The organism is Nocardia sp. NPDC050412 (assembly GCF_044458825.1).
GTDB lineage: Bacteria > Actinomycetota > Actinomycetes > Mycobacteriales > Mycobacteriaceae > Nocardia.
In genome coordinates, this window is the sequence record NZ_JBITIJ010000005.1 from 632461 (window position 1) to 654939 (window position 22479).

The window sequence follows — 22479 nt, forward strand, 5'->3', positions numbered from 1 at the left end:
AACTGCAGGTCAAAAATTGGGGTATGCGAGAGCCACCGCAATGTGGCGGATCGGTCAGAGGGCGGTCAGGGCGACGTCGATGGTGCGATACAGCGCTTCGGTGTCGCGGGTCTTGGCCATAATGCGCAGACCGACGCTCGTGTTGAACAGGAACTCGGCCGTGGCCCGCGCATCCACGTCGGGGCCGATGTCGCCGTCGCGTAGGCCCTGTTCGATCCGGGCGGCCAGCACGGCGGCGATACCATCCTCGATGCCACGCAGGGCCCGGGTGATCTCCTCGTCATGGCCACCGAGCTCGGCGGCCGTGTTCACGACCATACAGCCACGCCGAACCGGCTGTGCGACATCGGAATCCACGGTCTCACGCAGGTACGCGCCGATGCGTTCGCGGGTGCTTCCCGGTTGGAACAGCAGCTCCTCGGCGTGCTCCACGCCCATCCGTCCGTAGCGGGCCAATGCCTGGTCGAACAGTTGCCGTTTGCTGCCGAACGTGTGGTACAGGCTGCCCTTGCCGACGCCGGTGGCCTCGGCGAGTTGTGCGGGAGAAGTGCCGGAGTACCCGTGGGTCCAGAACTCTTCCATTGCGCGCTCGACCACGGTATCGGTTTCGAAGTTCCGTGGCCTGCCCATGCGATGACTCTAAATGTTATTGACCCGTAGGTCAAGAATGCTGATGGCTGCGGCCGTCGACCTTCCGCGTCGCTCAGCCGACAGGCCCGAATTGGTTCCGGCGCAGACCAACCCCCCCTCCCGCAACAGCAACTACCGCCGTCGAGAGTGTCACGGACTCCCGGCCCGTTGCCGGAACCCGGCGGCGTATCACCCAACCCGGCGGACGTTCGTGGTCAACGCACTAGACGCAGAGGTGAGTCCACGGACGAGGTCCGCAGCGGTCGCGGTGAACCCGAAACACTGTCGGACGTTGTACGTCGTTGCCTCCATGCAGTATTCGGGCGAGGTGGTGGCCACCGCATCGGTGAGCAGCACCACGTCGTAGCCGATGTTCGCGGCGTCCATCAATGTCGACAACACACATTGATCGGCGTTCACACCAGCGAACAGCAGGGTGTCGACCCGCAGGTTGCGGAGCACGGAATCCAGAACCGTATCGACGAATCCACTCATCCGGTACTTGTCGACGCGAATGTCTGCTGGCGCGATCTCGAGATCATCGACTACGTCCGCGCCCCAACTGCCCGCTTCGAGCACCGCGGTGCTCGAAGCGGTTGCCGCACTGCCGATTCCGACGCCAGTGCCAGCGGGATCGTAGACGTGCAGCACACCGGGCGGCAGGTTGGCCTGATCAGGCCTGTTGCCCCAATTCACCCACACGACCGGGATGTCGGCTCCGCGCACGGCCGGCAGCGCCGTCCGCAGAGTATCGACGGCCGCACGTGCGGGCGAGACATCGACTCCGATGCGCGCAAGCCACCCGTCGACATGACAGAAGTCGTTCTGCAGGTCGATGACGATCAACGCGGTGCGCGCAAGATCGATGCTCACCCGTTGCGGCAGAGCATCGAGCTCCAGCGAGTGCGGCGGATGGATGGGGCGACGCAGATCCGCATGGTCGCCGGACAGCGACCAGGAGTTTCGGGACATCAGATGTGGTCCTGTCGGTCGAAAGGTGGAATGGCGAAGGTGAGCAGGGTGGAGTCCTGTCCTGGTCCGGCCAGCAGACACAACCCGACCGGCAGGTTTCCCGCCCGGAGATGGGGCATCGACAACGCGGGCAGACCTGCCAGCGACGCGAGGCAGGTCAATCGCAATGTCTGCTGCCGCACCGCTTCCACCTCCGCCGACGAAGCATCTCGGCGTGGAGCCGCCGACGACGCGGCGGGCAGCGCGAGGACGACGCCGGGGGGAAGCATCCGCCGCAGCCGGGTGCTCATGTCGTCGAGCAGGCCGCGTGCTTCGGTCTCGGTTGCGGCGTCGATCTCGCGGCCGACGTGGAATCGAGCGGCGACATCGGGCGCCAACGCGGTCGGCTGAGCGGACACGAATGCGCCGTGCGAGCGCCAAGCCTCGGCGGCCTGAACCGTGCGGAATGCCATGAGAACCGTGTCGAGCCCGGCGCCGTCGGGGTAGTCGAGCGCGATCGTCTCCGGCGGTGGCAATACGTTTCCAGCGGCCGCATCGCGCAGCGTCAGTGCCTGCACCGCAGCCCAAAAAGATTCGCGTGCGGCAGGATCCAGCAGATCGACCAGTTCCGGTGCCACCACCACCCTGGTGACCGGATGTACTTCTTGATTCGGCAGCAGCGCCCCGCCCGCCCTGGCGAGCAACGTCGCATCGCGGGTGAGCAGGCCCACGGCATCGAAGCTCGGTGCCAAACCCACCAGACCCGTCCGCGCGACCACCCCGTGGGTCGTGCGTAGCCCGTAGAGCCCGCAATATGATGCCGGGACGCGAATCGAGCCCGCGGTGTCGGTGCCGAGGCCGATATCGGCGAACCCGGCGGCGACCGCGGCCGCCGGACCGCTGCTCGACCCGCCGCTGACTCGATGCGCCGCAACCGGATTCGGTGTCGCGCCGTAGTGAATATTGGCGCCCGCAAGTGAGAATGCCAGCTCGTCGGTGGTCGCGATCCCCGTGATATCGGCCCCTGCCGCCAGCAATGCGGATACCGCCGCGGCGTGACGAGACTCCACCGGCGCTCCCGCCAGCCAGGTCGGGTTCCCCGCTCCGATCGCGTGCCCGGCCACCGCGAACAGATCTTTGACGGCCACCCGCGCATCGCGGAGCGGTCCTCGGCCGCCGCGCACGAGCGGCGCCTCGTCCGGCGCGACACGCCAAATTGATGAGTCGGGGCTGACCGTACTGCCGTCGGTGGGCGCGGCACCGCCGGACACATGCGCCACGGTGATGGTCCATCGACCGCCGCTGTCGCGCTCCCAGACTTGGGTTTGGACACCCTGTGAACCGTCCGTTCGGCGGGTCTCCGCGACGATCGCCGAGGCATCGGAGCCGAGTCTGCGCACATATACCCGCACGAGGGAGCGGGTCGGTGCGCCGGCTCGCCCGGCCCGGAACTCGGCGATCGCGTCGTGGCCGACCAGCGCGGTTGCCGGATCACTGCGGATCGGCCGAGGACCGTCGGCGAATGCGGCGTCCAGTTCGGCGAGATCGTTGGCCATCAAGGCCCTTTCATACCGCGCGAATGCCGAACGTAGGTCGGCGTCGAGGTCATCGAGGGGAGAGATCACCGGTCAGACGGTAGCCATGAATGTTGATGTGATGAACATTGTTCACGTAAAGCTGTTGTGAACCTTTTTGCCGCGACGGGTTGATGGACTGCGACCTTCGCTCCGTTCGACGGTCGGTCCGCAACCTTTACTTCCCGGAAACGCGGCGCCTCTACATTGGCAAATGTAACTGTCATCAACATTTGAGGAGCTGCGGTGGCCTCACGAGCTCCCACCTTCTGTGCCGAAGCCGAATCCTGGTTCCATGTTCGAGACATCGGGGAGGGCATCCACCTGATCAACGAACCCGGGCATGTCGCCAGCTACCTCGTCATCGGCGAACACACCGCGCTGCTGTTCGATTCCGGGCTCGGCATCGCTCCGATATCCCAAGTGGTGCAGGCGTTGACGGCGCTGCCGGTGTTGGTGGTGTCATCGCATCACCACATCGATCACCGCGGCGGCAATGCCGACCTCGCCGCGCAGGTCGACGTTATCGACTTCGCCGCGCATCCCACGGCTGCGGACCCGAATTCCGGGTGCCTGCACACCGCCGCCGATCCAGCGTTCCTTCGTACGTATGCCGCCGCCATGTCACGGGTGGTCGCGGAGTACGACCGGTTCGCCCTGCTGGATGCCCAGTATTTCTTCACCCTGGCGCGGGTCGGTCGGTTACGCCCGCTGCCGGACCTGACGCAGTGGGCGATACCACCGACCCCGATCAGCCGGGCGCTGGCCGACGGCGAAATCATCGACCTGGGTGGCCGACGGTTCGAGGTACTGCACACGCCCGGCCATGCGCCGGACACCCTGTGCCTGTTCGACCACACCACCGGCACGCTGCTCTCGGGTGACACGGTGCTCGCCGCCGCCCACTGGCTGCACGGCGCCGGAGCCGACCCGGTCCGGTTCGCCGAATCGACGCACCGCCTGTCGAAGCTCCCGATCACCCGAATTCTGGCCGCCCACAACCTTATCTGCCAACTACCGGCCAGCGCGGCCACCGAGGTCGCCCATGCCGCGGCGGCGATGCTGGAGGGAACAACGATCGCCGTGCCGGCCCGCGACATGCTCGGCCAGCCGGTAACCCGCCACGACTGCGGCCCGGTCACCCTGCTCACACCACCCGTCGGCTGAACCGCGTTCCGCGGCGATACGACGTCTACCCGAAAGGATCCGATATGGCTGGGGCGCCTCCCGTCGTACGACACCTCGCCGACCTGTCGGCAGCTCTCATCTCACCCGCGGACACGGTACGGCTGTGCACACTCGCTGGACCCGAACACGGCTCCAGCGCAAGCGTATTCCTCGAAATCTGGGAGCCGGGCGGTGCGCAACCACTGAACTCCCATGAGGATTCGGCCGAAATCTTCATCGTGCTGGCCGGCACCGCCCGCGCGCACAGCGACACACACGCCGTCGACCTCGGCGCGGGCGACGTACTGATCCTGCAACCAGGATCCGAACACCGCATTCTGAACACCTCCGGCACCGAACGGCTGTACACGATCACCGTGATGGCGGATGACGCAGGATTCGCTGATCTCGTCGACCGCGGCACGCCCACGCCGCTGTCCGACGCGGATATCCGCACTCTGGCAACAGGATTCGAGTCCGTGCCGGGTCATTGAATTTGCCGCCGGTCCGACACTCAGCACTGCAACGCAAATCTCACTGCCGATAGCAATCGGGGTGCGTTCTCGTGTCGTATCTGTCAAGGCCGCGACACCCGATCCTGCGCCTCGGCGGCGCGAATATACCGAACAACCCGCGCGCCAAGACGTCGTCACCAAGGAATTCCTCGACCCGACGATCAACGTCGACAGCTGAGAACCCCACGCAGACAAGGACTGACAATGACCGAAAGCTACGACCAGCCCGAGGTATCCCGCGAGCAGCAGATGGGCGGCCTCGGCGTGGAGACCGACGCCCGCGATATCCGCGTCATCGACCTGACCGATTTCGCGGACCGCCGCGCCGAGATCACCGACCAGCTATGGGCCGCGGCCACCGAGATCGGCTTCTTCCAGCTCTGCGGGCACGGCATCCCGCAGCACCAGATCGACACTGTATTCGCCCGCACCGCAGCATTTTTCGCGCTCCCGGAGTCGACCAAGGCGCGATATCCACTGGTCAAGGCGAATAACGCCGGGTGGGAGAGCCTGAGTCAGGTACGCCCGTCCATCGGCGTGCCCGATCAGAAGGAGTCCTACCAGATCACCCGCCCGCATATGGCCGAGCTGTGGCCGAGCGAAGCGGAGTTGGTCGAATTCCGCGCCGACATGCTCGATTTCGAGTACCAGGTGTGGACAGTCGCGATGCGCGTCCTCTCCTGCTTCGCCGATCGCCTCGGCCTGGACCGCAATCACTTCACCAAGGCGCATGATCCGGAATCCCCGCAGTACCAGAGCACGCTTCGGCTGTTGCACTACTTCGCTGTTCCGACAGAACTCCAGGGCGTGCCGGGTCGCTGGCGTGCGGGTGCGCACACCGACTTCGACTGTCTGACGCTGCTTTTCCAGCGGGACGGGCAGGGTGGCCTGCAGGTCTGCCCCGGCAAGGAGATGCAGGAGCAGCAATGGACGTCGATAACCCCGTCGTCTGCACTGATCACCTGCAATATCGGTGACATGCTCACCCGCTGGAGCGATGACGAACTGCCATCGAACTTCCACCGTGTCCGCAGCCCAGGCGCGGGCGAGTACCAGGGTGACCGCTACAGCATCGCCTACTTCGCCCAGGCCGACCGCGACGCAGTCATCCAGGGGCCGCGCCACAAGTACCCGCCGGTGACCGCCGCCGACTTCCTCGCTCAGCGCGTGCAGGCCAACTACCGGGCGCAAGGGTAACTTCACCACCGAAAACGAAAGACCAACCGCAGGAACACGAGTCCGGCCGAGAACCCATCCTGCTCACTGATTAGGACCGACTGCGATGACCGACCACCTCCGCGCTGCTCGGCGCATCCGCGCACCGGCAGGTCAGGCAGTTGGGAGCTGGAGCCGGGCACGCCGCCCAGTGTTCCGGCCCTGGCCGCCCGGCTCGGCGTGAGCCGGAGCCCGGTGCGCGAGGCCGTCCAGCAGCTCATCTATGAGGGGCCGGCCGTCAATGTCCCGCCCGGGTCGCCGCATCGACGACGAGCAGGGTGCGCGACGCCCTCGCGGTCCGCGCGGTGCTGGACGGTCTGGCCGCCGCCACCACACTCACCGAATCCGATCCGGTAAAGCTCGCGACCATCCTGACCGCACAGGAGGAGAACCTGCGCTACGCAGCCGACCAGGCCCGCGACACCGAGCTCGACCTGGAATTCCACACATTATCGGAGCCAGCGAGATGCGCGGCCTGACACCGGCCAACCGAGACCGGATCACCGCGTCCCGCAACGAGATTCAATACCTCCTCGACGAGGACATGGATGCCGCGATCGCCGAGGAAACCTGCCCCCCGACCACGCCCGCGTCGCCGGCCGTGCCATCGCGACCATGTGCACCGCACTGCCGCAATGGTTTCGACTCCAGGCCCCGTCACACCCGAGCAGATCGCCACGGAATACGCGGCTTTCGGGCTCCGCCTCATCGGAATCCAGTAGGGCCGGTTCTCAGACCCGGATGAGATCGAGCTGACGTCGATCCCGCAGCTGAACGCCGTGAGGTCGTCGTCGAGTATGACCTCGCGGCTGGGTTGGAGTTCGCCGGGAAGGGCCAGCCTCCGTGCACACTGCTGGCCAGCCCGAACAGGAATAGGTGTGCGTTTGGTGCCCGCCTCGAGTGTTTCGCGGACGCGGGGATCGATTTCACCGAATGTCGGTGCCGTGGTGCCGACGGTCACGAGGTCGGCGGGGGAGATACCCAATTGGGTGAGCAGCAGCCGTGCCGCGGCGACGGTTTCCGCGTTGGCGGTCGGTGTGTTCATCGGCGCACCTCGCTTTGGTGATGCAGCCGTCGACAGCGATGTCGTCGAGGACCAGCCCGACGATGCGGTCGTAGGTGTCCAGCGCGATCGTCTTCAGCCGCGCGAACATACCCGCGGTAATCCATTCGTCGCGGCGGTTGCCGATCGTGCTCGCAGGCCGGAAGTCTTGCCGAAGCCGCAGTTGGTCGGCGATGACCGGGTGTCGCGGGGGTCGGATTTGTGCTCACCGCCACGCGTGCCGTGACGCGCACGGTTCACGGTCGGGCCGGGCACGTGAACCAGCTGGTGACCGGCTTCCAGCAGCATCGCGGTGGCCAGTCCGGCGATGCCACCCATGACGTCGATACCGAGGGGGCCGGCCCGTGCTCGGTTCCGGCCTGGCCGAGTTCTGCGAGGAAACCTGTTGGTGCTGTCGGGGTCGTTGTCGACCCGACGCGAGATCACCTCGCTGCCGGTATCGGTGACAACGACTGTCACCCAATGGAATTCCTTGGCGATGTCGATACCCGCCACCAAAAGCCATGATGCCTCCGATCCCTCATCCAATCGTGTCGTGCGGCATCCCCGTTCCGCCGTCAACGCCCTGCACAGCGATGGTCCGCAGCGCCTAATCAGCGGTCGGAACAAGGTGGTGGGACCGGCGGGGGAGCCACCTGAGCCATCGAGAAGCAGCGCGATGAAAGCTATACCGATCCCACCTGGCCTGCCGATCATTCCGGACAACCGACGGCACGTCACGAAGGTAGGACGCACCCAATCGTCCACTCGGACAGCGGTGCACGGCGGCTGGACAGCCGCGAACGTGATCGAGGGGCCGGAGATGAGCCACGCCCCGTCGAGCAGCCGAGCCTGACGGCGGCCTCTCGGTGCCCGCGTTCGGTGACTACCGGTGGGTAGGGTGCTGCCCGTACGTCAGGTAGCGCCCGAGTCGCGTGCGGCGGCGCTTGCCAGGGGTGCGAATACGTACTGGCGCAGCGCGATACGGTCGGGGGTGAGCGCAGGGAAGGTTCGGTATGAATGGTGATGGTGGGGCGGCGGCGTACGAGCGTGCTGAGGCGTTGACGCGTGCGGACCGTGCGGCGGAGGCGGAGCCGGAATATAGGGTGGCGGCGTCGGCGGGGCATGTCTGTGCGATGCGGACGTTGGGCTTGCGGGCTGTCGAACGCGACGATGAGTCCACTGCCGAGACGTGGTGGGTGCAGGCGGCCGCGGCCGGGGATGCGAAAGCGATGCACAACCTCGGGTTTCTGAAATCCGAACAGCGGCAGCTCGCTGAATCGGAACGCTGGTATCGGGCTGCAGCGGGAGCTGGGAATGCTGACGCGGCATTCAATCTGGCGTTGCAGCTGGTCGAGCGAGGGGATAGAGAGGATGCAGTCGAATTCTATGCGCAGGCCGCCGAGGCGGGGGATACGAAGGCGATGAGCAACCTCGGCAACCTGCTGTCGGAGCTGGGACGGGACGAGGAGGCCGAGCGGTGGTTGCGGGTGGCCGTCGACGCGGGTTCCGGTGCGGCGATGGCCAACCTCGGCTCGTTGTACTTCCGGTGCGAGCGGGTCGCGGAGTACGAACAGTGGTGGCGTCGTGGGGCCGCGGCGGGCGATGTCACCTCCATGTACAACTTGGCGGTGGTCCTCGAGGTACGGGACCGAGACGAGGCGGCGGAGTTCTTTCGCGCCGCCGCCGCGGCCGGCCACCCGTATGCGGAGGAAAAACTGCAGGGGCTGCTGACCGGCTGGACACGCAGCGGCGCGCCGTACATCGCCGGGATCTTCTGACCCGCCGGAACCGGTGCCTGGCGGGTCGACTCGAGGTGGCCGATCTTGTCGTCGACGTTCGCGACCGGTGCCGGTGCAGGTTGATTCGTGGACCGGACGATCAGGCCCGGATGCAGCCTGCCCGTGACCCCGCCGTCCATGTCTCCCTCGACAACCCAGGCGCGGTGGCTGTGCTGCTGCAGGGACTCGGCCCAGCCGCCAGTCCTCTAGGACAACGGCAACTGGAAGGTCAACGGCACCCGCAACGGTGTCCAAATCGAAGTCATCGTCGCTCCCGACGGCTCAGTCGTGACCGGCTACCCCATCGGCGGTGAAGGGGAGTCAGGAACGACGCGAATGGCAACCCGATCAAATAGGCTAGGAGAGCGATGAATCCGGACAGTGCGGCACGAGAAGCGCGAAAAAGTGAGTGAGACCCACAAGCCATCGAAGCCCGTAACCGTCGGCTCAACAACCTTCTCCAAAGAAGCGAGATCGACCAGCGCCCGGCGCAGTTCAGGCACTGTCAGGTCGAACATTCAGCGTGACAACAGCTTTCAACCAGTAGCGCACTACCCGGTATGGCCCGCAACCGACGCTACTGCGTCCGCGAGCCGACACCGCCACCCAGTGAACTCCACCGATGCCGCGCGGCGGTGGCGACTCCGAACTGGAAACAGAATCCTGCTAGCCATGAACGGTCTCGCCACCGCCGCACCCAACTCGAACTAGCCGATAGGCAGGCAGAAGGTGTTCTCCGCCGAGCCAAGGGGGATGGGAATACACAATTCCACCGAGCCACCGACCGGAGTGGCCGTGGCGGCTGCTGCCGAGGCTGTACCGCTGCTCAACGCGATTGCGGGCAGCGCGAACGCGAATACGGCGAGTCGACGGATAATTCTTGAATTCATACAGTCATCCTCAGTTGTGCTGCGTGACAAGCCCCGAACTCGAGGCGGCCCAATCAGATCACGGCCTGCGGGACCGCGGCCCGCCGTCGGCAATAATTTGGGTTCTCAGATTATGTGTTTGCGGAGTTTTCGTGGATATGCCCAATAATTCCGCGGTATTCACGAAAACAACTGCGTTGTGAATACACACGAGAATTCTGAAGATCAATTGTGGTCTTTCGTCGCAGCCGTCGAGTACCTGGAGGTCGGCTACGAGGGCATGGCCGCCGCGTCAGCTTCCGTGGCATCTGTGCTTGTACTTGCGCTTTGTGGGGCTCTCGAGTCGGTCGAATTCCCGGTCACTCTGTCCGAGACGCGTTGTGGTGGCACCGAAAACACTGCCGTTCGGAATTGTGTCGGTCACAAATATTCGCCTGGCCCGTTTTTCGCTGTGCTGCTGCCAGTACTTTGATCTTGGAAACTCCTCACGCCTGAGAGGCTGCTGGACATCGAGTTCTCGGACATCGTTGTCCGGCAGCTGCTTTCGATGTTTGGAGAACATGTTCGACAAACTCGGGTCGGCCCATCGGCCTGGTGAAGGAGAAATATGTCCACCGACACCGATACGACGCCCGAATCGGATGCCGTGCCGGACAGGTTCTGGTCCGATCGGCTTTCGTCGATCACTCGCCATGATCTGCCCGCCTCGATCGTGGTGTTCCTCGTCGCCTTGCCGTTGTCGCTGGGCATTGCCATCGCCTCCGATGCCCCCATCGCGGCCGGCCTGATCGCGGCCGCCGTGGGCGGCATTGTCGTTGGCTTCCTGGGTGGCTCCCCGTTGCAGGTCAGCGGGCCCGCCGCCGGTCTGACCGTGGTGCTCGCCGAGACCATCCACCAGTTCGGTTGGAAGACAACCTGTTTCATCACCGTCGCGGCCGGCCTGCTACAGATTGTGTTCGGGTTGAGCCGGATCGCGCGCGCCGCGTTGGCGATCGCGCCGGTAGTCGTGCACGCGATGCTCGCCGGTATCGGTGTCACCATCGCCCTGCAGCAAGTGCACGTGCTGCTGGGCGGCTCGTCGCGCGGCCCGGCTTTCGAGAACATCACCGAGTTGCCCGGTCAGCTGCTGAACCTGCATGGTGACGACTTCGTGGTCGGCGTGGTCGTCATCGGCATCATCGTCGCCTGGCGTTGGGTGCCGGAGCGGGTGCGGCTGATGCCGGGCCCGCTGGTGGCGGTGCTGGTGGGTACGGTGCTCTCGCTTGTGCTGCCCGGCGATCCGGAGCGCATCAAGATCGATGGTTCGCTGTTCGACGCCATCGGCCTGCCCGGCCTGCCCGGCGGCGACTGGGGTGCGGTGGCGCTTGCGGTGCTGACCATCGCCCTGATCGCCAGCGTGGAGAGTCTGCTGTCGGCGGTGGCGGTGGACAAACTGCACACCGGCAAGCGCACCAACTTCGACCGCGAGCTGGTGGCCCAGGGCGCGGCCAACATCACCTCCGGCATGCTCGGTGGCCTCCCGGTCACGGGGGTGATCGTGCGCAGCTCCACCAACGTGGCCGCAGGAGCGCGCACCCAGGCCTCGGCGATTCTGCACGGCGTGTGGATCCTGGTGTTCTCCATCGCGCTGGTGGGTGTTGTGCAGCAGGTCCCGAAGTCGGCACTGGCCGGGTTGCTGATCGTGGTGGGCATGCAGCTGGTGAAGCTGGCCCACATCCGGCTCGCCCATCGCACCGGCGACCTGGCGGTATACGCGGTGACCATGGTCTGTGTGGTGTTACTGAACCTGCTCGAGGGCGTGCTGATCGGCCTGGCGCTGGCGTTCGCGATGCTGTTGTGGCGAGTGGTGAAGGTGTCGGTACAGGCCGCGCCGGTGGCGGGCACCGACCGCTGGATCGTCACCATCGACGGCACGTGCACCTTCCTGGCGCTGCCGAAGCTGACCAAGGAACTAGCCAAGGTCCCGACCGGCACCGACGTGCTGGTCGAGCTGACCGTCGACTTCCTCGACCACGCCGCCTACGAGGCCATCCACGACTGGACCCGCCAGCACGAAAGCATCGGCGGCAAAGCGGAATTCGTGGAGATCGGCACCGCGCGCATGGAACACGCCATGACCGGACCGCCACGGCGCGGACGGGCGCGCGGCATGCTCGACGAGGTACTCGGCCCGTGGCGTGAGCGCAACGGCGACGCCGTCGCAGCCGGTGTGGCCGCCTATCACCGCAGCCACGCCCACGTGCTGCGTCCACACCTGGACGAGCTGCGGGATCGGCAGGATCCGCACTCGCTTTTCCTCACCTGTACCGACTCGCGGATTGTGCCGAACGTGATCACCAACAGCGGCCCCGGCGACCTGTTCACCGTCCGCAATGTCGGCAACCTGCACCCCGCGGACGGTTCGGACGCCTCGGTGGAAGCGGCGCTGTCCTTCGCGGTGGACAACCTGAAGGTGCGCAACGTGGTGGTGTGCGGCCACTCCTCGTGCGGTGCGATGAAGGCGCTGCTCGCCGGCACCTCCGCCGGACCGAGGTTGGACGTCTGGCTCGCCCATGCCCGGCCCAGCCTGGACGCCTACCGGGCCGAGCACCCGGTGCGGTTGGCTGCGGCGGCCGCGGGCTACGACGAGGCCGCTCAGCTGAGCATGGTGAACGTCGCCGTGCAGCTGGAGACCCTGCAGCATCATCCAGTTATGCGCGAGGCCGTCGCGGAGCGCGGCCTGACGGTGTCGGGCCTGTTCTTCGATATCTCCACTGCATGCGTGCTGGAGGTCACCGCCGATGGCATCAGCCAGATCACCGACCAGGACGCCGCCGCACCGGTCACCGTCTAACCGATCGGATGCGAGTTCACCCGCACGCCAATCGAAGTCGTGCCAGGCCTCGACGTTCTCGCAGCCATGCCACAGCGGCGGTGTTCGCCCAGCATCCCGGCTATCGGATCATCGCACCGCACTCGACCCGGTACCTGTGACATGTCCGCAGGGACAGGTCGACCATGCAGCCGCAAGGACTGCGGGTTGTCTTTCCGGGCTGCAGATCGAGGAGATCGTTCGGCGACACCGCTGCTCGGCACTGTTCGTAGACGGCGACCCGGAAAACTCGTCCAGTACTTGCATTCCGATATTCCGCGCCACAACACTGACGGGCGCCCGCCGGTGCCGGAGCGAACCACGATCGCGGATCCTCAAACGGCTGCTCACCGGAACCGTGCCCGCCAGCTCTCCGGCTATGCCACCGACGGTCAGGCATAGGCGCGCGAGACGACGGCGATGAGCTGGTCGAGGATACTCGGGGGAGCGATTTGTTCGAGCCCGACTTCCCGTCCGCCGTCGACGACGCCGGTGGCCGAACCAAGTCGGCCCAACGCCGCTGTCACACTTTCGGTAACCACCGCGTGGACCGTCTCGATCGGGATTCCGTCCTGTGCGCAGCGGGTCGCAGCGTGCTCGAACCAATCGAATGTGAGGGCACCCGAGGCTTCGGCGGCGTCGAATACGACGAGCGCACGTTCGATGCCGGCCTTGAGAACTCGGTCCGCGACGGTATGTCGAGGGCGTCCGTTGTGGGCGGATGTTGCGCCTGCTGTTCGACGTTCGTCGTGCGGGTCCACTGCCATGGCGCTCCCTCTGCCGCCCTTCAGACATCGACGGTACGGGCTGATCGCTGCGGCTTCGCGCTGACCGGCTCATTTCAGTGATCGAACGAACCGAGCGCCGTCTCGATTGTGATCCTTCCCTACGATCTCGGCCCGGTGGCGTGCTCGGCGATCTCGGCCAACGTATTGCCGATACGCGACGCCAACCGGACGTTTGACCAATCCAGCGACCGCGTATCCAGGGGCGGCGCCTTCAGATCTGTGGTTGATCACAGCGGCGTGATCAACTCCATTCCCCAAAACCCAGAAGCGCAGATAGCCGGACCGATACCGGCGATCGCCACGTTACCGTTATGTGCTTCGCCACGCCGCGGGGATGGAAGGGAGTCACAATGACCATCGCCAGTTCAGCCCGTCGGGACTTGATCGTCTCGGGCCAGCCCGTCACATCGCCATTGAAAGACGTCCGGACACTATCGCGGAAAATGGTCGGCCACTTCGTCGAGCACATCGTTCCGTGCCGGACGTTGCCCGGCGAGGCGCTCAATGGCGACATCACCACGATCACCCGGACCTGCCTCGAGCTCGCCGTGAGCATGCTCGACGGCTCCGATGGCCCCGAGCGGACCCAGAAACTACGGACTGCCGCCGAAGGCTGGGCTCGCGAAGGCATCCCGATCGACACCATCCACCACGCGGTACACGAAGGGTTCAAGCTCGGCTTTGACCTGGTACTCGCCGATGCGACGGCCGCGGACTTCGACAGCATCAAGTCGGCCAGCCGGCGACTGCTCGAAATCCTCGACACAATCACCGCCACCGTCTCCCACGCCTACGTCAAGGAGTTGCGGGCCGTGGTCAGCGACCACCACACCGCCGCGCACACGCTCACCTCAGCTCTGCTCGGCGGCAACTCCACCTCTACCATGGCGCGCGAGTGCGGCATAGAGATCGCCGAATCCTATTGGATTCTCGCCGTGGCCATCCCAGCACACCCGGAGGAACACAACCCGCGCCTGGATGCCAAAGTCGTTGCACGACGCAAACTTCGGCGTATACAAGCGGAGCTCGCCAAAAAGTACACCGGCAATGCGCTTTCACTACTCAGCGTCGACGGCGGCACGATCCTGCTACCCGAGACACTGGTGCCCAACGAAGACCTCGACGCGTTCATCGATGAACTGTCACGCGCCGCACAGGTTCCCATCACCGCCACAGTCGTCACTTCCCCGACCTCCCGTATTCCGGGCGCCACCGATCAAGCACACGAACTCCTCGACATGGTGCAGCGGCTGCAGTATGCGCGCGGACTATATCGCTTCGATCAACTCGCGATGGAATACCAGCTCACCCGCCCGGGCCCTGGTCTGGAATGGCTTCGCACAATTTTGACCCCACTCGACGAACACCCCGAACTCCTCGACACACTCCAACGACACTTCAGCCACAACCTCACCCGCCGACGCACCGCCCAGGCGCTGCACGTACACACCAACACCGTCGACTACCGACTCAAGAGAATCGGCCAACTCACCGGCTTCGACCCAACCAAACTCTCCGGTATCTGGCACCTCCGAGCAGCTCTGATCGCCCGCGGATACCCGCAGCACGCAACCGACACAACCAGCCGCCCCGCACTCGATCAGCCAACTCGAACGCGACCATAGGGTGTGCGCCACCGCAGCAGCAACCACCGGTTGGACATCGCAGGCGACGGCAAGACATCAGACACCCGAACCACCAGTTGAAAGCCCAATAGTTCCATGGCAGCCGCGGCCGACTCGGACCGGTGGACCTACGGGAGGTGATGTGAATCCACCTGGCTGTTGTCGATCCGGGGCGCCAGAGTTCGGCGGGCCAGGTGGTCGGCCGCGTGGTGGAGGGCGAGGGTGTTGGTTTGCCGGAGGCTCGATGACCGGAGCGAGGTCTTCTGCAACCAAGACGACGCCGGACGTACCTCCAGGGTCCTCCCGTCCGGCGGTGCGGGCCAGGACCCGGTCATTCTTCGTCGGTGGCGTCCGGGGCGCGCAGCGGACGCAGGCCGCCTGGCAGGTCGGGAAGCTGGAAGAAGTACCGGCCCAGCAGGTTGATGTGATGCCTGACGAACGGCGAGAGGCGGGCCACGTCCTCGTCACGGACGTCGAAGCCGTCCGCGCGCAGCTGCTTCACCGCAGCGTCCATGTACCGCGTTGGAACGCACGTCTGCGGTGCGGCATGGGTCCGGCGCAGGCCGAGGTGGCTCACAGCCCGCATCTGCCGGCGGTGAGTGCGGTGATTGCACACTCGGCGGCATGCCGTGCCGCGAGTGCGGAGGGCAAGGGCGCACAGCTGTGAGAGGCACGGTCGACCGGTCCGCTGGTGATCTGCCACTGCCAGACGGCACGTGCGGCGAGCGGTGACGGGGGGTCCCAGACGAGTGCCGCAGCCGGGGGAGCGTTCTGCGCCGTCTCGACCAGCACGTCGTACATGACCCCGTCGCCCACTGCGGTGGTGACATACCTCCCGCCGTTGTCGTGAACGGTCCAGTCCAGGGGGGTCGGGGTCGACTCCGACACTTCCAGGAGGGCGTCGGCGAGGTCGGCCAGAATCCGGTACAGCGCGGCGCGTACCGCCTCGGTGTGGTCTCGGCCCCACTGGCACCGAGACCGTTCGGCGACCTCCTCCGCGAGGGTGTGCGCGGCGAGTTCGTCCAGCAGGTCTCCGGCGCCGGGATCTCCTCCCGCCAGGACCGCGGCAGCGCCCCAGGAGAGATCGTCCCGGGTCACGGCCGAGAAGCGTGCTAGTTCCCACAGGTCGGCCGGTCCCAGGTCGTCGACCGTGCGCCGGATGCAGAGGGCGGCCGTGTCCGAGGGGGCCGGGATCTCGGCGTTCAAGAGGCCCGCGCGCACGTCCGTGGCCGCGCACACATCGCCCGGCTCGAGCACGCCCGGCGGCACCGACCCCACTGTCTGGAGGACCTGCTCGTGGATGCGGCGTACGGGATGAGGCCCGCGGGGAGGTGCCGGTCGTCCGATCAGTGCGCACAGGGCCTCGAGCAGGTACGCCGGCGGAACCCTCAGACTGGTGCACGCTCCTGCCAGACGACCGGCCATCCTGATCAGTCGCCCAGCACTGCCAGGGCGTCGATCTCCACGAGCAGTCCCGGCGGGAGCTGCATGTAGACGGTGGTACGGGCGGGGAACGGCTCGCCGACGGCTGCCGCGTACGCCTCGTTCATCTCGGCCAGGTGGGCGGGGTCGGTGAGGTACACGCGCAGCATGACGACGTCCTCCAGGCCCGCACCGCCCGCCTCGAGTACGGCGTTCACGTTGCGCAGGACCTGTGCGGTCTGCTCGGCGACGGTGGTACCGACGACCTCGCCGGTGTTCGGGTCGAAGGGGAGCTGTCCGGAGACCTGCAGGACGGGGCCCTTGCGGATGCCCTGGGACAGCGGGGCGGGCAGAGAGGGTGCGTTGTCTGTAGTGATGACGGTTCTGGTCATGGTGTTCCTTGAAGCGGTGGTGGTCCTTGGAGGGGATGAGCAGGCGAGACCGGTACGGGCGTCAGCTCCAGGCCTGTCGTTCCTGGCTGCGGGGGTCGTCGATCTGGGTCCACTCGACGTCGATGTGCATCGTGGCCCTGCGCTCGGTGTCGTAGGGGTCCCAGCCGGGGTCGCCGGTGGTGGCGAACCGGATCCAGGTCTCGTGCATGCGGGCCGCGAGATCCGCCGGGGGCTTGTCGGGGCCGAGCAGGGCGGTGGGGCCGTTCAGCTCGGGCCGGTCCGCGAGGTCGAAGACGAAGGGCAGCTCGACGGCGTGGGTGGCGCCGAGCTCTCCGTCCAGGGCCTGGGAGCGCCAGGCGAACTCGTACGCGTAGGTGGCGGACTTCGGGTGGGCGGCATGGGCGCCGACCAGAGCGCGGCTGCCCGCGCCGAACAGCGCGTCGGCCATGATGGCGGAGCGCAGCCCCGCGAAGGACGCCTCGGGGCGGGACTTGCGGTAGGTCTCGACGAGCTGCACCGGATTCGGGTGCGAGCGGGCCGCTGCCTCGTCGACGTCGGCGGCGGTCGAGGTGGCGTACTTGCCCACCGGGACCAGGTAGAGGTTTCCCTCTTCGGTGTTGGTGCCGACGAGCAGGTCGACGTCGGAGCTGTGTCCGGTGGCGACGGCTTCGGCGGGCTGGGTGTCCAGGACCAGGCTGAAGGGGCTGAGCCCGATCAGCGGGTCATGGTGGGTGGCGGTCTGCAGATCGATGCCCGCGAGCTTGGAAGCGGCCTCCACCAGACGCTCGTCGGAGATCCCCGCGAAGGCGTCCACGTGTGGCTCGACGCCCAGGACGTCGGCGGCCGCGGAGGTGACGCGGGCGGCCTGCTCGGTGCTGAACGCCCCCAGGCCGCTGCCACTCTGCACGATCGCCCTGTGGAACAGGCCCGCGGCCTGTGGGGCGGCCAGGACGCCGCCGACGACGGTGGCCCCTGCAGACTGGCCGAAGAGCGTGACGTTGTCCGGGTCACCGCCGAAGCCGGCGATGTTTTCCCGCACCCAGCGCAGCGCGGCGACGACGTCGAGCAGGCCGCGGTTGGCGGGCGCGCCGGGCAGATCGAGGAACCCGGCGATGCCGAGCCGGTAGTTGAGGGTGACGAGGACGACGCCGTCGCGGGCAAAGGCGGACCCGTCGTACATCGCGGACCGTGTCGAACCGGCGACGAATCCGCCGCCGTGCACGAACACCATGACCGGCAGGTCGCTCTGCGCGACGGCGGGCGTCCAGACGTTGACGGTGAGGTAGTCCTCGCCCCGGCTCCAGCCGGTGCCGAAGTAGGGGGCCATGTCGATGCTGCCGAGCTTGCGCTCGGACTGCGGCGCGTTGGGGCCGGGCACGGTGGCGTCCCGTACGCCGTCCCACGGCTCGTGCGGCTCGGGCGGCGCGAAGCGGCCGGCGCCCAGGGGCGGGGCGGCGTAGGGGATGTTCAGGAAGGCGGCGGTGCCGTCGTCCTGGCGCAGACCGCGGACGGCTCCTTGCGTGGTGGTCACGACGGGTTCGGCGTGGTGGTTCATCTCTGGTGCCTTTCCGCGGGTTCAGCCCTGCTCGGTGTACGGGGTGAAGGGCGCCCAGCCCTTGACGGCGAAGGTGCTTCCCTCGCGTACGACTTCGGTGGCGCCATGCCCGCCCAGGTGCGCCGGGATCACGAGCGCGTTGTTGTCGGCCGCCCAGCCCAGCACCTTGCGGCGGGTGGCGCGGGCTTCGGCGGGGTTCTCGCAGAAGCAGCTGTTGGCGTCCGGCTCCAGTATCTGCACCGGGCTGTGCAGCATGTCGCCGACGAACACCGCACGGTCCGTGCCGGAGGTGAGAGTCAGCACGGAGGAACCGGGGGTGTGCCCGGGAGCACTGTCCAGGCGCAGGTTCGCGTCGATCTGGTGGCTGTTCTCCCACAGCTGCGTCAGGCTGGCCTGGTGCACCGGGGCGACGCTGTCCTCGAAGACGTTCTGGTTGCCGCGGCCGAGCAGCGGCTGGTGTCCGTTCTCTGGGTTCCAGAAGTCGAAGTCGTCCTTCGGCATCAGGTAGGTGGCGTTGGGGAAGGTGGGCACCCACTGCCGCCCGTCCAGGTAGGTGTTCCAGCCGACGTGGTCGATGTGGAGATGCGTGTTGATCACGATGTCCACGTCCTCCGGCTGGACACCGGCCCGCGCGAGGTTGGCCAGGAAGTCCGTTTCGAGGTGGCTCCAGACCGGGGCGTAGGGACGCTCCTTGTGGTTGCCCACGCCGGTGTCGACCAGGATCGTCCTGCCCTCGCTGCGCAGCAGCCAAGTCTGGATCGCCGAATTCACGATGTTGGTCTCGGAATCCAGGAAATGCGGGGCTAGCCAGTCGGTACCGGTCTCCCAGACTTCCTTCGAGCTTTCCGGGAAGAAGGTGTCAGGCGTCATTTCGACGGAACCGAAATACTCCCATATCCGTGTGATGGTGACGTTGCCGAGCGTGATTTGTTCCATGGGGCGTCCTTGGGAATGTGGAGGTTTTCCTGGAACCGTACGAGCGGTCTCGGTGCGCGCGGTATCCGTAACGTGACTGCACCTGCGCGCATGGCCTGGGCACTGGGCCCGGCCGCTTGTAGCCTGGGCGGGCCAGGGCAAGGCGACTCCGATCGAAAGCCGCAATTCCGGGAGACTTCCGTGGACGAGCACACAGGCGACCGCGGTGCGGTCATGGGACCGGAGCCGGATCCGGGGGAGCTGATCGTCGGCCGGGACGCGGAATTGGCACGCCTCTTTCGTGCGGTGGACTCGGTGTCGGCCGACCCGGTGCTGATGCTGGTCGGTGACATGGGCACGGGGAAGAGCGCGCTGCTGGAGCACGCGGTGCACCGGGCGGAAGCCGGCGGCGCTCGCGTACTGCGGGCCGAGGGGAGCGAGTCGGAGTCGAGCCTGGCGTTCTCCGCACTGCATCAGTTGCTGCGGCCGGTGCCGGCCGAGGTGGACGCACTGCCAGGGAGGCAGCGCGCGGCGCTGCAGGACGCCTTCGGCGAGGGGTCGGCCACGCCGGGACCCGATCTCATGCTGGTCGGGGTCGCCGTACTGAGCCTGTTGTCAGGCCTGGGCGACCACCATCCCGTGCTCGTGGTGCTGGACGATGCGCAGTGGTTCGATCGTGCTTCCCTGGATGCGCTGTCCTTCGTTGCCAGACGGTTGGAAGGTGAACCGGTCACCATGCTGATCGGTGCCCGTGGCGGCGATCACCTTCCGGGATTCGACCGTCATGTGCCGATGCTCACCCTGGGATCGCTCGACAAAGCTGCGGCCAATCAGCTGCTGGACCTGCAGCCGAAGAGCCCCACCGGGCACACCAGGTCGCGGATCCTCGACCAGGCAGGCGGCAACCCGCTGGCACTGTTGGAACTGACGAGGACAGCCTCAGCACAGGACACGGCTGCGGGGCTGCCGTCTGCAGGTCCGCTTCCGCTCACCGATCACCTGGAGCGGATCTTCGCCGCTCGCCTGAACAGTCTCCCCGCCTCCACCATGCGGGCTCTGCTGCTCCTGGCCGCCATGGATAGCGCCGACTCCGCGATCGCCGTCTCGGCGGGGCTGCCGCGCGCCGAGGACGCGGTCTGGCTGCCAGCCGGGCAGGCCGGGCTGGTCCGGCGGACCGGCCGGGACGTCCGGTTCCGCCACCCATTGGTCCGGTCCGCCGTGTATCACGCCGCGTCCTTGGGCGCCCAGCGCGAGGCTCACCTTGCGCTCGCCGAGATGCTGCGGGACGAACCGGACCGGCGTGCCTGGCATCTTGCCGCCGCCTGCCCGCACCCGGACGCGGCCGCGTCGGCGGAGCTGGAGCGGACCGCCGGCCGGGCCCGCCGCCGCGGCGGCCATGCGGCGGCGGCCCAGGCCCTGCAGCGCGCCGCGGAACTCGCACCGCAACGCGAGGACAGTGCCCGGCTGCTGGTCGAAGCCGCCGCGGCGGCCGTGTTCACCGGAGACATCGCCTGGGTCGAGGAACTGGTCGCCGCAGCACGCGCGCGCACGGATGACGCAACCCTGCTGGCCTCCGCCGCCGTGCAGGCCGGACGGCTGGCGGTCCTGACCGTGCGCCACAGCGTGGTCTTCTCCCGGCTGGCCGACGACGCCGAGCAGTTGGCGGCCTCCCAGCCCGCCGCCGGGCTGGACCTCGTGGCCGGCGCCGCCGTGGTCCGCTTCTACTCCGGAGAGGACACCCAGCGCCACCGCATCCAGGAGGTCCTGCGGCGCCTTCCCGAGGACGCCTCACACGCAGGTTTGCGCACCTGGGTGAGGGCTGTGTCGGACCCCTTCGACGACCGGGCCCAACTCGTCTGCCTGCTCCCGCAGTTGGCCGCCGAGGCGGAAGCCCGGCCGGAGCGGCTCACCGCCGTCGGGATCATGGCGTGGCTCCTGGACGAGACCCCACAGGCCGTCCGCGCCTTCGACGAGGCCTTCGACCGCTGGGAGCTGCAGGGAGCGCTGCCCGAGGGTCTGGGCGGCGCGGTCGCCTGGGCCTACCTGGAGCGAGGAAGGTGGGAACAGGCCCGTGAGGCCTGCGCCCGCACCACCGCAGTCGGCCGGGCGGCCGGCCTCGACCACGCCGTGGCCTGTGCGGCCACCGTGGATGCCACCGTGCTGGCCTTCCAGGGCGATGCGTCCTCGGCCCGTGCCCGGGCCGAGGACGCGCTCGTCCTGATCGATCCGCTGGAAAGCCGCTCGGTCTCCGTTTATGCCCGTCGTGCGCTCGGTGCCGCGGCAGCCGCAGAAGGCGCCTACGAGACCGCGTACGGCCAACTCCGCATGGTCTTCACGGTAGACGGCGCGCCCGTGCACTACCACGCCTCCTACCCGGCCCTCGCGGATCTGGCCGCCGCCGCTGTGCGCTGCGGCCGCCATGAGGAGGCTGTCGCGATCGTCGAGCGCTCGGCATCTGCGCTGGCGGACAACGCTTCACCTCGTCTGCGTGCGCTGATCAGCCGAGCCCGTGGCCTGCTGGCGGACCCCGACGACGCCGAACCGCACTTCCGGGCGGCTCTGGCGGATCCGGTACTGGAGTACTGGCCCTTCGAACGCGCACAGACCCTGCTCGACCTCGCCGAGTGGCTGCGGCGCCGTCGGCGCATCGCAGAGGCGCGTGGGCCGCTCACCGAGGCCCTGGAGACCTTCCGGCGCCTGGGCGCACGCCCGTGGATCGAGCGCGCCCGGGCCGAATCGCGCGCCGCCGGCCTCGACGTCACAGATGCGGCCCCCGACGCGCTCGCCGAACTCTCCCCGCAACAGCAGGAGATTATCCGGCTCGCCGCCCGCGGGCTGACCAACCGAGAGATCGGCGAAAAGCTCTTCCTCTCCCCGCGCACGGTCAGCTCGCACCTCTACCGCAGCTTTCCCAAGCTGGGCATCACCGCCCGATCCCAGCTGCGCGACCTCATCGAGGGCACCCTCGCGACGGCCGGCCACCAGGAATAAGGGCACCCCTGGCCGTGGAAGCAGTCACCTGACGCATACCGCCCGCCATCCCGCCGGACCAGACTGGCCACACGAGCGAGGAAGCAGTAACCGGCCAGGCGACCCCTTCGCCCTGGTACCCCGAGGCCCCCACTTGTCCCCAAGGCCGTGCGAAAACGCGGGCCCCAGGCCAGTGATCCCGGGCTGCACACGGCCC

At 67.2% G+C, this 22479-nt stretch carries 20 protein-coding genes and 1 pseudogene; 9 read left to right on the forward strand and 12 right to left on the reverse strand.

What is annotated here, in order from left to right; all coding sequences use genetic code 11:
* Positions 1-54: 54 nt before the first annotated feature.
* The 3 genes from ACIBI6_RS17525 to ACIBI6_RS17535 all read right to left on the reverse strand — a co-directional run bounded on the left by ACIBI6_RS17525 (position 55) and on the right by ACIBI6_RS17535 (position 3206).
* The gene (locus ACIBI6_RS17525; RefSeq protein ID WP_396956994.1) at positions 55-630 is read right to left on the reverse strand and encodes a TetR/AcrR family transcriptional regulator; all 576 of its coding nucleotides are present in this window, start codon (positions 628-630) and stop codon (positions 55-57) included.
* Between the two features lie 189 nt (positions 631-819).
* Complete coding sequence (locus ACIBI6_RS17530) at positions 820-1602, reverse strand: cysteine hydrolase family protein (RefSeq protein WP_396956996.1); 783 nt, start codon at positions 1600-1602, stop codon at positions 820-822.
* Positions 1602-3206 (reverse strand): AtzH-like domain-containing protein, encoded by a 1605-nt coding sequence (locus tag ACIBI6_RS17535; RefSeq protein ID WP_396956998.1) that lies wholly within the window; start codon positions 3204-3206, stop codon positions 1602-1604. Before ACIBI6_RS17535 ends, ACIBI6_RS17530 begins: the two co-directional genes overlap by 1 nt.
* 195 nt (positions 3207-3401) lie before the next feature.
* Here ACIBI6_RS17535 and ACIBI6_RS17540 point away from each other — a divergent pair, with 195 nt between their 5' ends.
* From ACIBI6_RS17540 to ACIBI6_RS17560, 5 genes are all read left to right on the forward strand, one after another.
* The gene (locus ACIBI6_RS17540) at positions 3402-4322 is read left to right on the forward strand and encodes an MBL fold metallo-hydrolase (RefSeq protein WP_396957000.1); all 921 of its coding nucleotides are present in this window, start codon (positions 3402-3404) and stop codon (positions 4320-4322) included.
* A 44-nt stretch (positions 4323-4366) separates the two neighbouring features.
* On the forward strand, positions 4367-4816 hold the full coding sequence (locus ACIBI6_RS17545; protein ID WP_364352900.1) for a cupin domain-containing protein: 450 nt from the start codon (positions 4367-4369) through the stop codon (positions 4814-4816).
* Positions 4817-5041: 225 nt separating this feature from the next.
* A complete protein-coding gene (locus ACIBI6_RS17550) occupies positions 5042-6034 on the forward strand; it encodes an isopenicillin N synthase family dioxygenase (protein ID WP_396957003.1) in 993 nt (330 codons plus the stop codon).
* A 180-nt stretch (positions 6035-6214) separates the two neighbouring features.
* Complete coding sequence (locus ACIBI6_RS17555) at positions 6215-6409, forward strand: hypothetical protein (RefSeq protein WP_396957065.1); 195 nt, start codon at positions 6215-6217, stop codon at positions 6407-6409.
* The gene (locus ACIBI6_RS17560; protein ID WP_396957005.1) at positions 6331-6531 is read left to right on the forward strand and encodes a hypothetical protein; all 201 of its coding nucleotides are present in this window, start codon (positions 6331-6333) and stop codon (positions 6529-6531) included. The genes ACIBI6_RS17555 and ACIBI6_RS17560 overlap by 79 nt, the downstream gene beginning before the upstream one ends.
* Before the next feature lie 534 nt (positions 6532-7065).
* On the opposite strand, the pseudogene ACIBI6_RS17565 reads toward ACIBI6_RS17560, so the two are convergent.
* A pseudogene (locus tag ACIBI6_RS17565) lies at positions 7066-7251 on the reverse strand (IS5/IS1182 family transposase); the annotation flags it as partial.
* Entirely contained in the window at positions 7191-7811 is a 621-nt protein-coding gene (locus tag ACIBI6_RS17570) for a transposase (RefSeq protein ID WP_396957007.1), read from the reverse strand. The pseudogene ACIBI6_RS17565 and the gene ACIBI6_RS17570, both read right to left, overlap by 61 nt.
* Positions 7812-8110: 299 nt before the next feature.
* Between ACIBI6_RS17570 and ACIBI6_RS17575 the strand changes: the two genes are divergently transcribed.
* Positions 8111-8875, forward strand: coding sequence for a tetratricopeptide repeat protein (locus ACIBI6_RS17575; RefSeq protein WP_396957009.1), 765 nt, complete (start codon positions 8111-8113; stop codon positions 8873-8875).
* 707 nt (positions 8876-9582) lie between these two features.
* Here ACIBI6_RS17575 and ACIBI6_RS17580 read toward each other — a convergent pair.
* On the reverse strand, positions 9583-9765 hold the full coding sequence (locus ACIBI6_RS17580; protein ID WP_364352915.1) for a hypothetical protein: 183 nt from the start codon (positions 9763-9765) through the stop codon (positions 9583-9585).
* A 586-nt stretch (positions 9766-10351) separates the two neighbouring features.
* On the opposite strand from ACIBI6_RS17580, the gene ACIBI6_RS17585 reads away from it, so the two are divergent.
* A complete protein-coding gene (locus tag ACIBI6_RS17585) occupies positions 10352-12577 on the forward strand; it encodes a SulP family inorganic anion transporter (protein WP_396957011.1) in 2226 nt (741 codons plus the stop codon).
* 410 nt (positions 12578-12987) lie between these two features.
* On the opposite strand, the gene ACIBI6_RS17590 is transcribed toward ACIBI6_RS17585, so the two are convergent.
* Complete coding sequence (locus tag ACIBI6_RS17590; protein ID WP_364352921.1) at positions 12988-13362, reverse strand: hypothetical protein; 375 nt, start codon at positions 13360-13362, stop codon at positions 12988-12990.
* Between the two features lie 371 nt (positions 13363-13733).
* Here ACIBI6_RS17590 and ACIBI6_RS17595 point away from each other — a divergent pair, with 371 nt between their 5' ends.
* On the forward strand, positions 13734-15008 hold the full coding sequence (locus ACIBI6_RS17595) for a helix-turn-helix domain-containing protein (protein ID WP_364352924.1): 1275 nt from the start codon (positions 13734-13736) through the stop codon (positions 15006-15008).
* 331 nt (positions 15009-15339) lie between these two features.
* Here the strand turns inward: ACIBI6_RS17595 and ACIBI6_RS17600 are convergent, their stop codons facing one another.
* From ACIBI6_RS17600 to ACIBI6_RS17620, 5 genes are all read right to left on the reverse strand, one after another.
* Positions 15340-15594 (reverse strand): Tn3 family transposase, encoded by a 255-nt coding sequence (locus ACIBI6_RS17600; RefSeq protein WP_364352927.1) that lies wholly within the window; start codon positions 15592-15594, stop codon positions 15340-15342.
* Positions 15582-16277, reverse strand: coding sequence for a hypothetical protein (locus ACIBI6_RS17605; protein WP_396957013.1), 696 nt, complete (start codon positions 16275-16277; stop codon positions 15582-15584). The genes ACIBI6_RS17600 and ACIBI6_RS17605 overlap by 13 nt, the downstream gene beginning before the upstream one ends.
* A 161-nt stretch (positions 16278-16438) precedes the next feature.
* Positions 16439-16822, reverse strand: coding sequence for a RidA family protein (locus ACIBI6_RS17610; protein ID WP_396957014.1), 384 nt, complete (start codon positions 16820-16822; stop codon positions 16439-16441).
* A gap of 61 nt (positions 16823-16883) precedes the next feature.
* A complete protein-coding gene (locus ACIBI6_RS17615) occupies positions 16884-18377 on the reverse strand; it encodes a carboxylesterase/lipase family protein (RefSeq protein ID WP_396957015.1) in 1494 nt (497 codons plus the stop codon).
* 21 nt (positions 18378-18398) lie between these two features.
* Positions 18399-19313, reverse strand: coding sequence for an MBL fold metallo-hydrolase (locus ACIBI6_RS17620; RefSeq protein WP_364352939.1), 915 nt, complete (start codon positions 19311-19313; stop codon positions 18399-18401).
* 180 nt (positions 19314-19493) lie between these two features.
* Here ACIBI6_RS17620 and ACIBI6_RS17625 point away from each other — a divergent pair, with 180 nt between their 5' ends.
* Positions 19494-22283, forward strand: a complete 2790-nt coding sequence (locus ACIBI6_RS17625; RefSeq protein ID WP_396957018.1) for an AAA family ATPase — start codon at positions 19494-19496, stop codon at positions 22281-22283.
* Positions 22284-22479 lie beyond the last annotated feature (196 nt).

Excerpts from the sequence above, each read along its gene's own strand:
- ACIBI6_RS17550 (WP_396957003.1), top strand. The coding sequence starts at position 5,042 with ATGACCGAAAGCTACGACCAGCCCGAGGTATCCCGCGAGCAGCAGATG.
- ACIBI6_RS17595 (WP_364352924.1), top strand. The coding sequence starts at position 13,734 with ATGACCATCGCCAGTTCAGCCCGTCGGGACTTGATCGTCTCGGGCCAG.
- ACIBI6_RS17545 (WP_364352900.1), top strand. The coding sequence starts at position 4,367 with ATGGCTGGGGCGCCTCCCGTCGTACGACACCTCGCCGACCTGTCGGCA.
- ACIBI6_RS17620 (WP_364352939.1), bottom strand. The coding sequence starts at position 19,313 with ATGGAACAAATCACGCTCGGCAACGTCACCATCACACGGATATGGGAG.
- ACIBI6_RS17590 (WP_364352921.1), bottom strand. The coding sequence starts at position 13,362 with ATGGCAGTGGACCCGCACGACGAACGTCGAACAGCAGGCGCAACATCC.
- ACIBI6_RS17580 (WP_364352915.1), bottom strand. The coding sequence starts at position 9,765 with ATGAATTCAAGAATTATCCGTCGACTCGCCGTATTCGCGTTCGCGCTG.
- ACIBI6_RS17600 (WP_364352927.1), bottom strand. The coding sequence starts at position 15,594 with ATGCGGGCTGTGAGCCACCTCGGCCTGCGCCGGACCCATGCCGCACCG.
- ACIBI6_RS17585 (WP_396957011.1), top strand. The coding sequence starts at position 10,352 with ATGTCCACCGACACCGATACGACGCCCGAATCGGATGCCGTGCCGGAC.
- ACIBI6_RS17525 (WP_396956994.1), bottom strand. The coding sequence starts at position 630 with ATGGGCAGGCCACGGAACTTCGAAACCGATACCGTGGTCGAGCGCGCA.
- ACIBI6_RS17615 (WP_396957015.1), bottom strand. The coding sequence starts at position 18,377 with ATGAACCACCACGCCGAACCCGTCGTGACCACCACGCAAGGAGCCGTC.
- ACIBI6_RS17575 (WP_396957009.1), top strand. The coding sequence starts at position 8,111 with ATGAATGGTGATGGTGGGGCGGCGGCGTACGAGCGTGCTGAGGCGTTG.
- ACIBI6_RS17530 (WP_396956996.1), bottom strand. The coding sequence starts at position 1,602 with ATGTCCCGAAACTCCTGGTCGCTGTCCGGCGACCATGCGGATCTGCGT.
- ACIBI6_RS17610 (WP_396957014.1), bottom strand. The coding sequence starts at position 16,822 with ATGACCAGAACCGTCATCACTACAGACAACGCACCCTCTCTGCCCGCC.
- ACIBI6_RS17570 (WP_396957007.1), bottom strand. The coding sequence starts at position 7,811 with ATGATCGGCAGGCCAGGTGGGATCGGTATAGCTTTCATCGCGCTGCTT.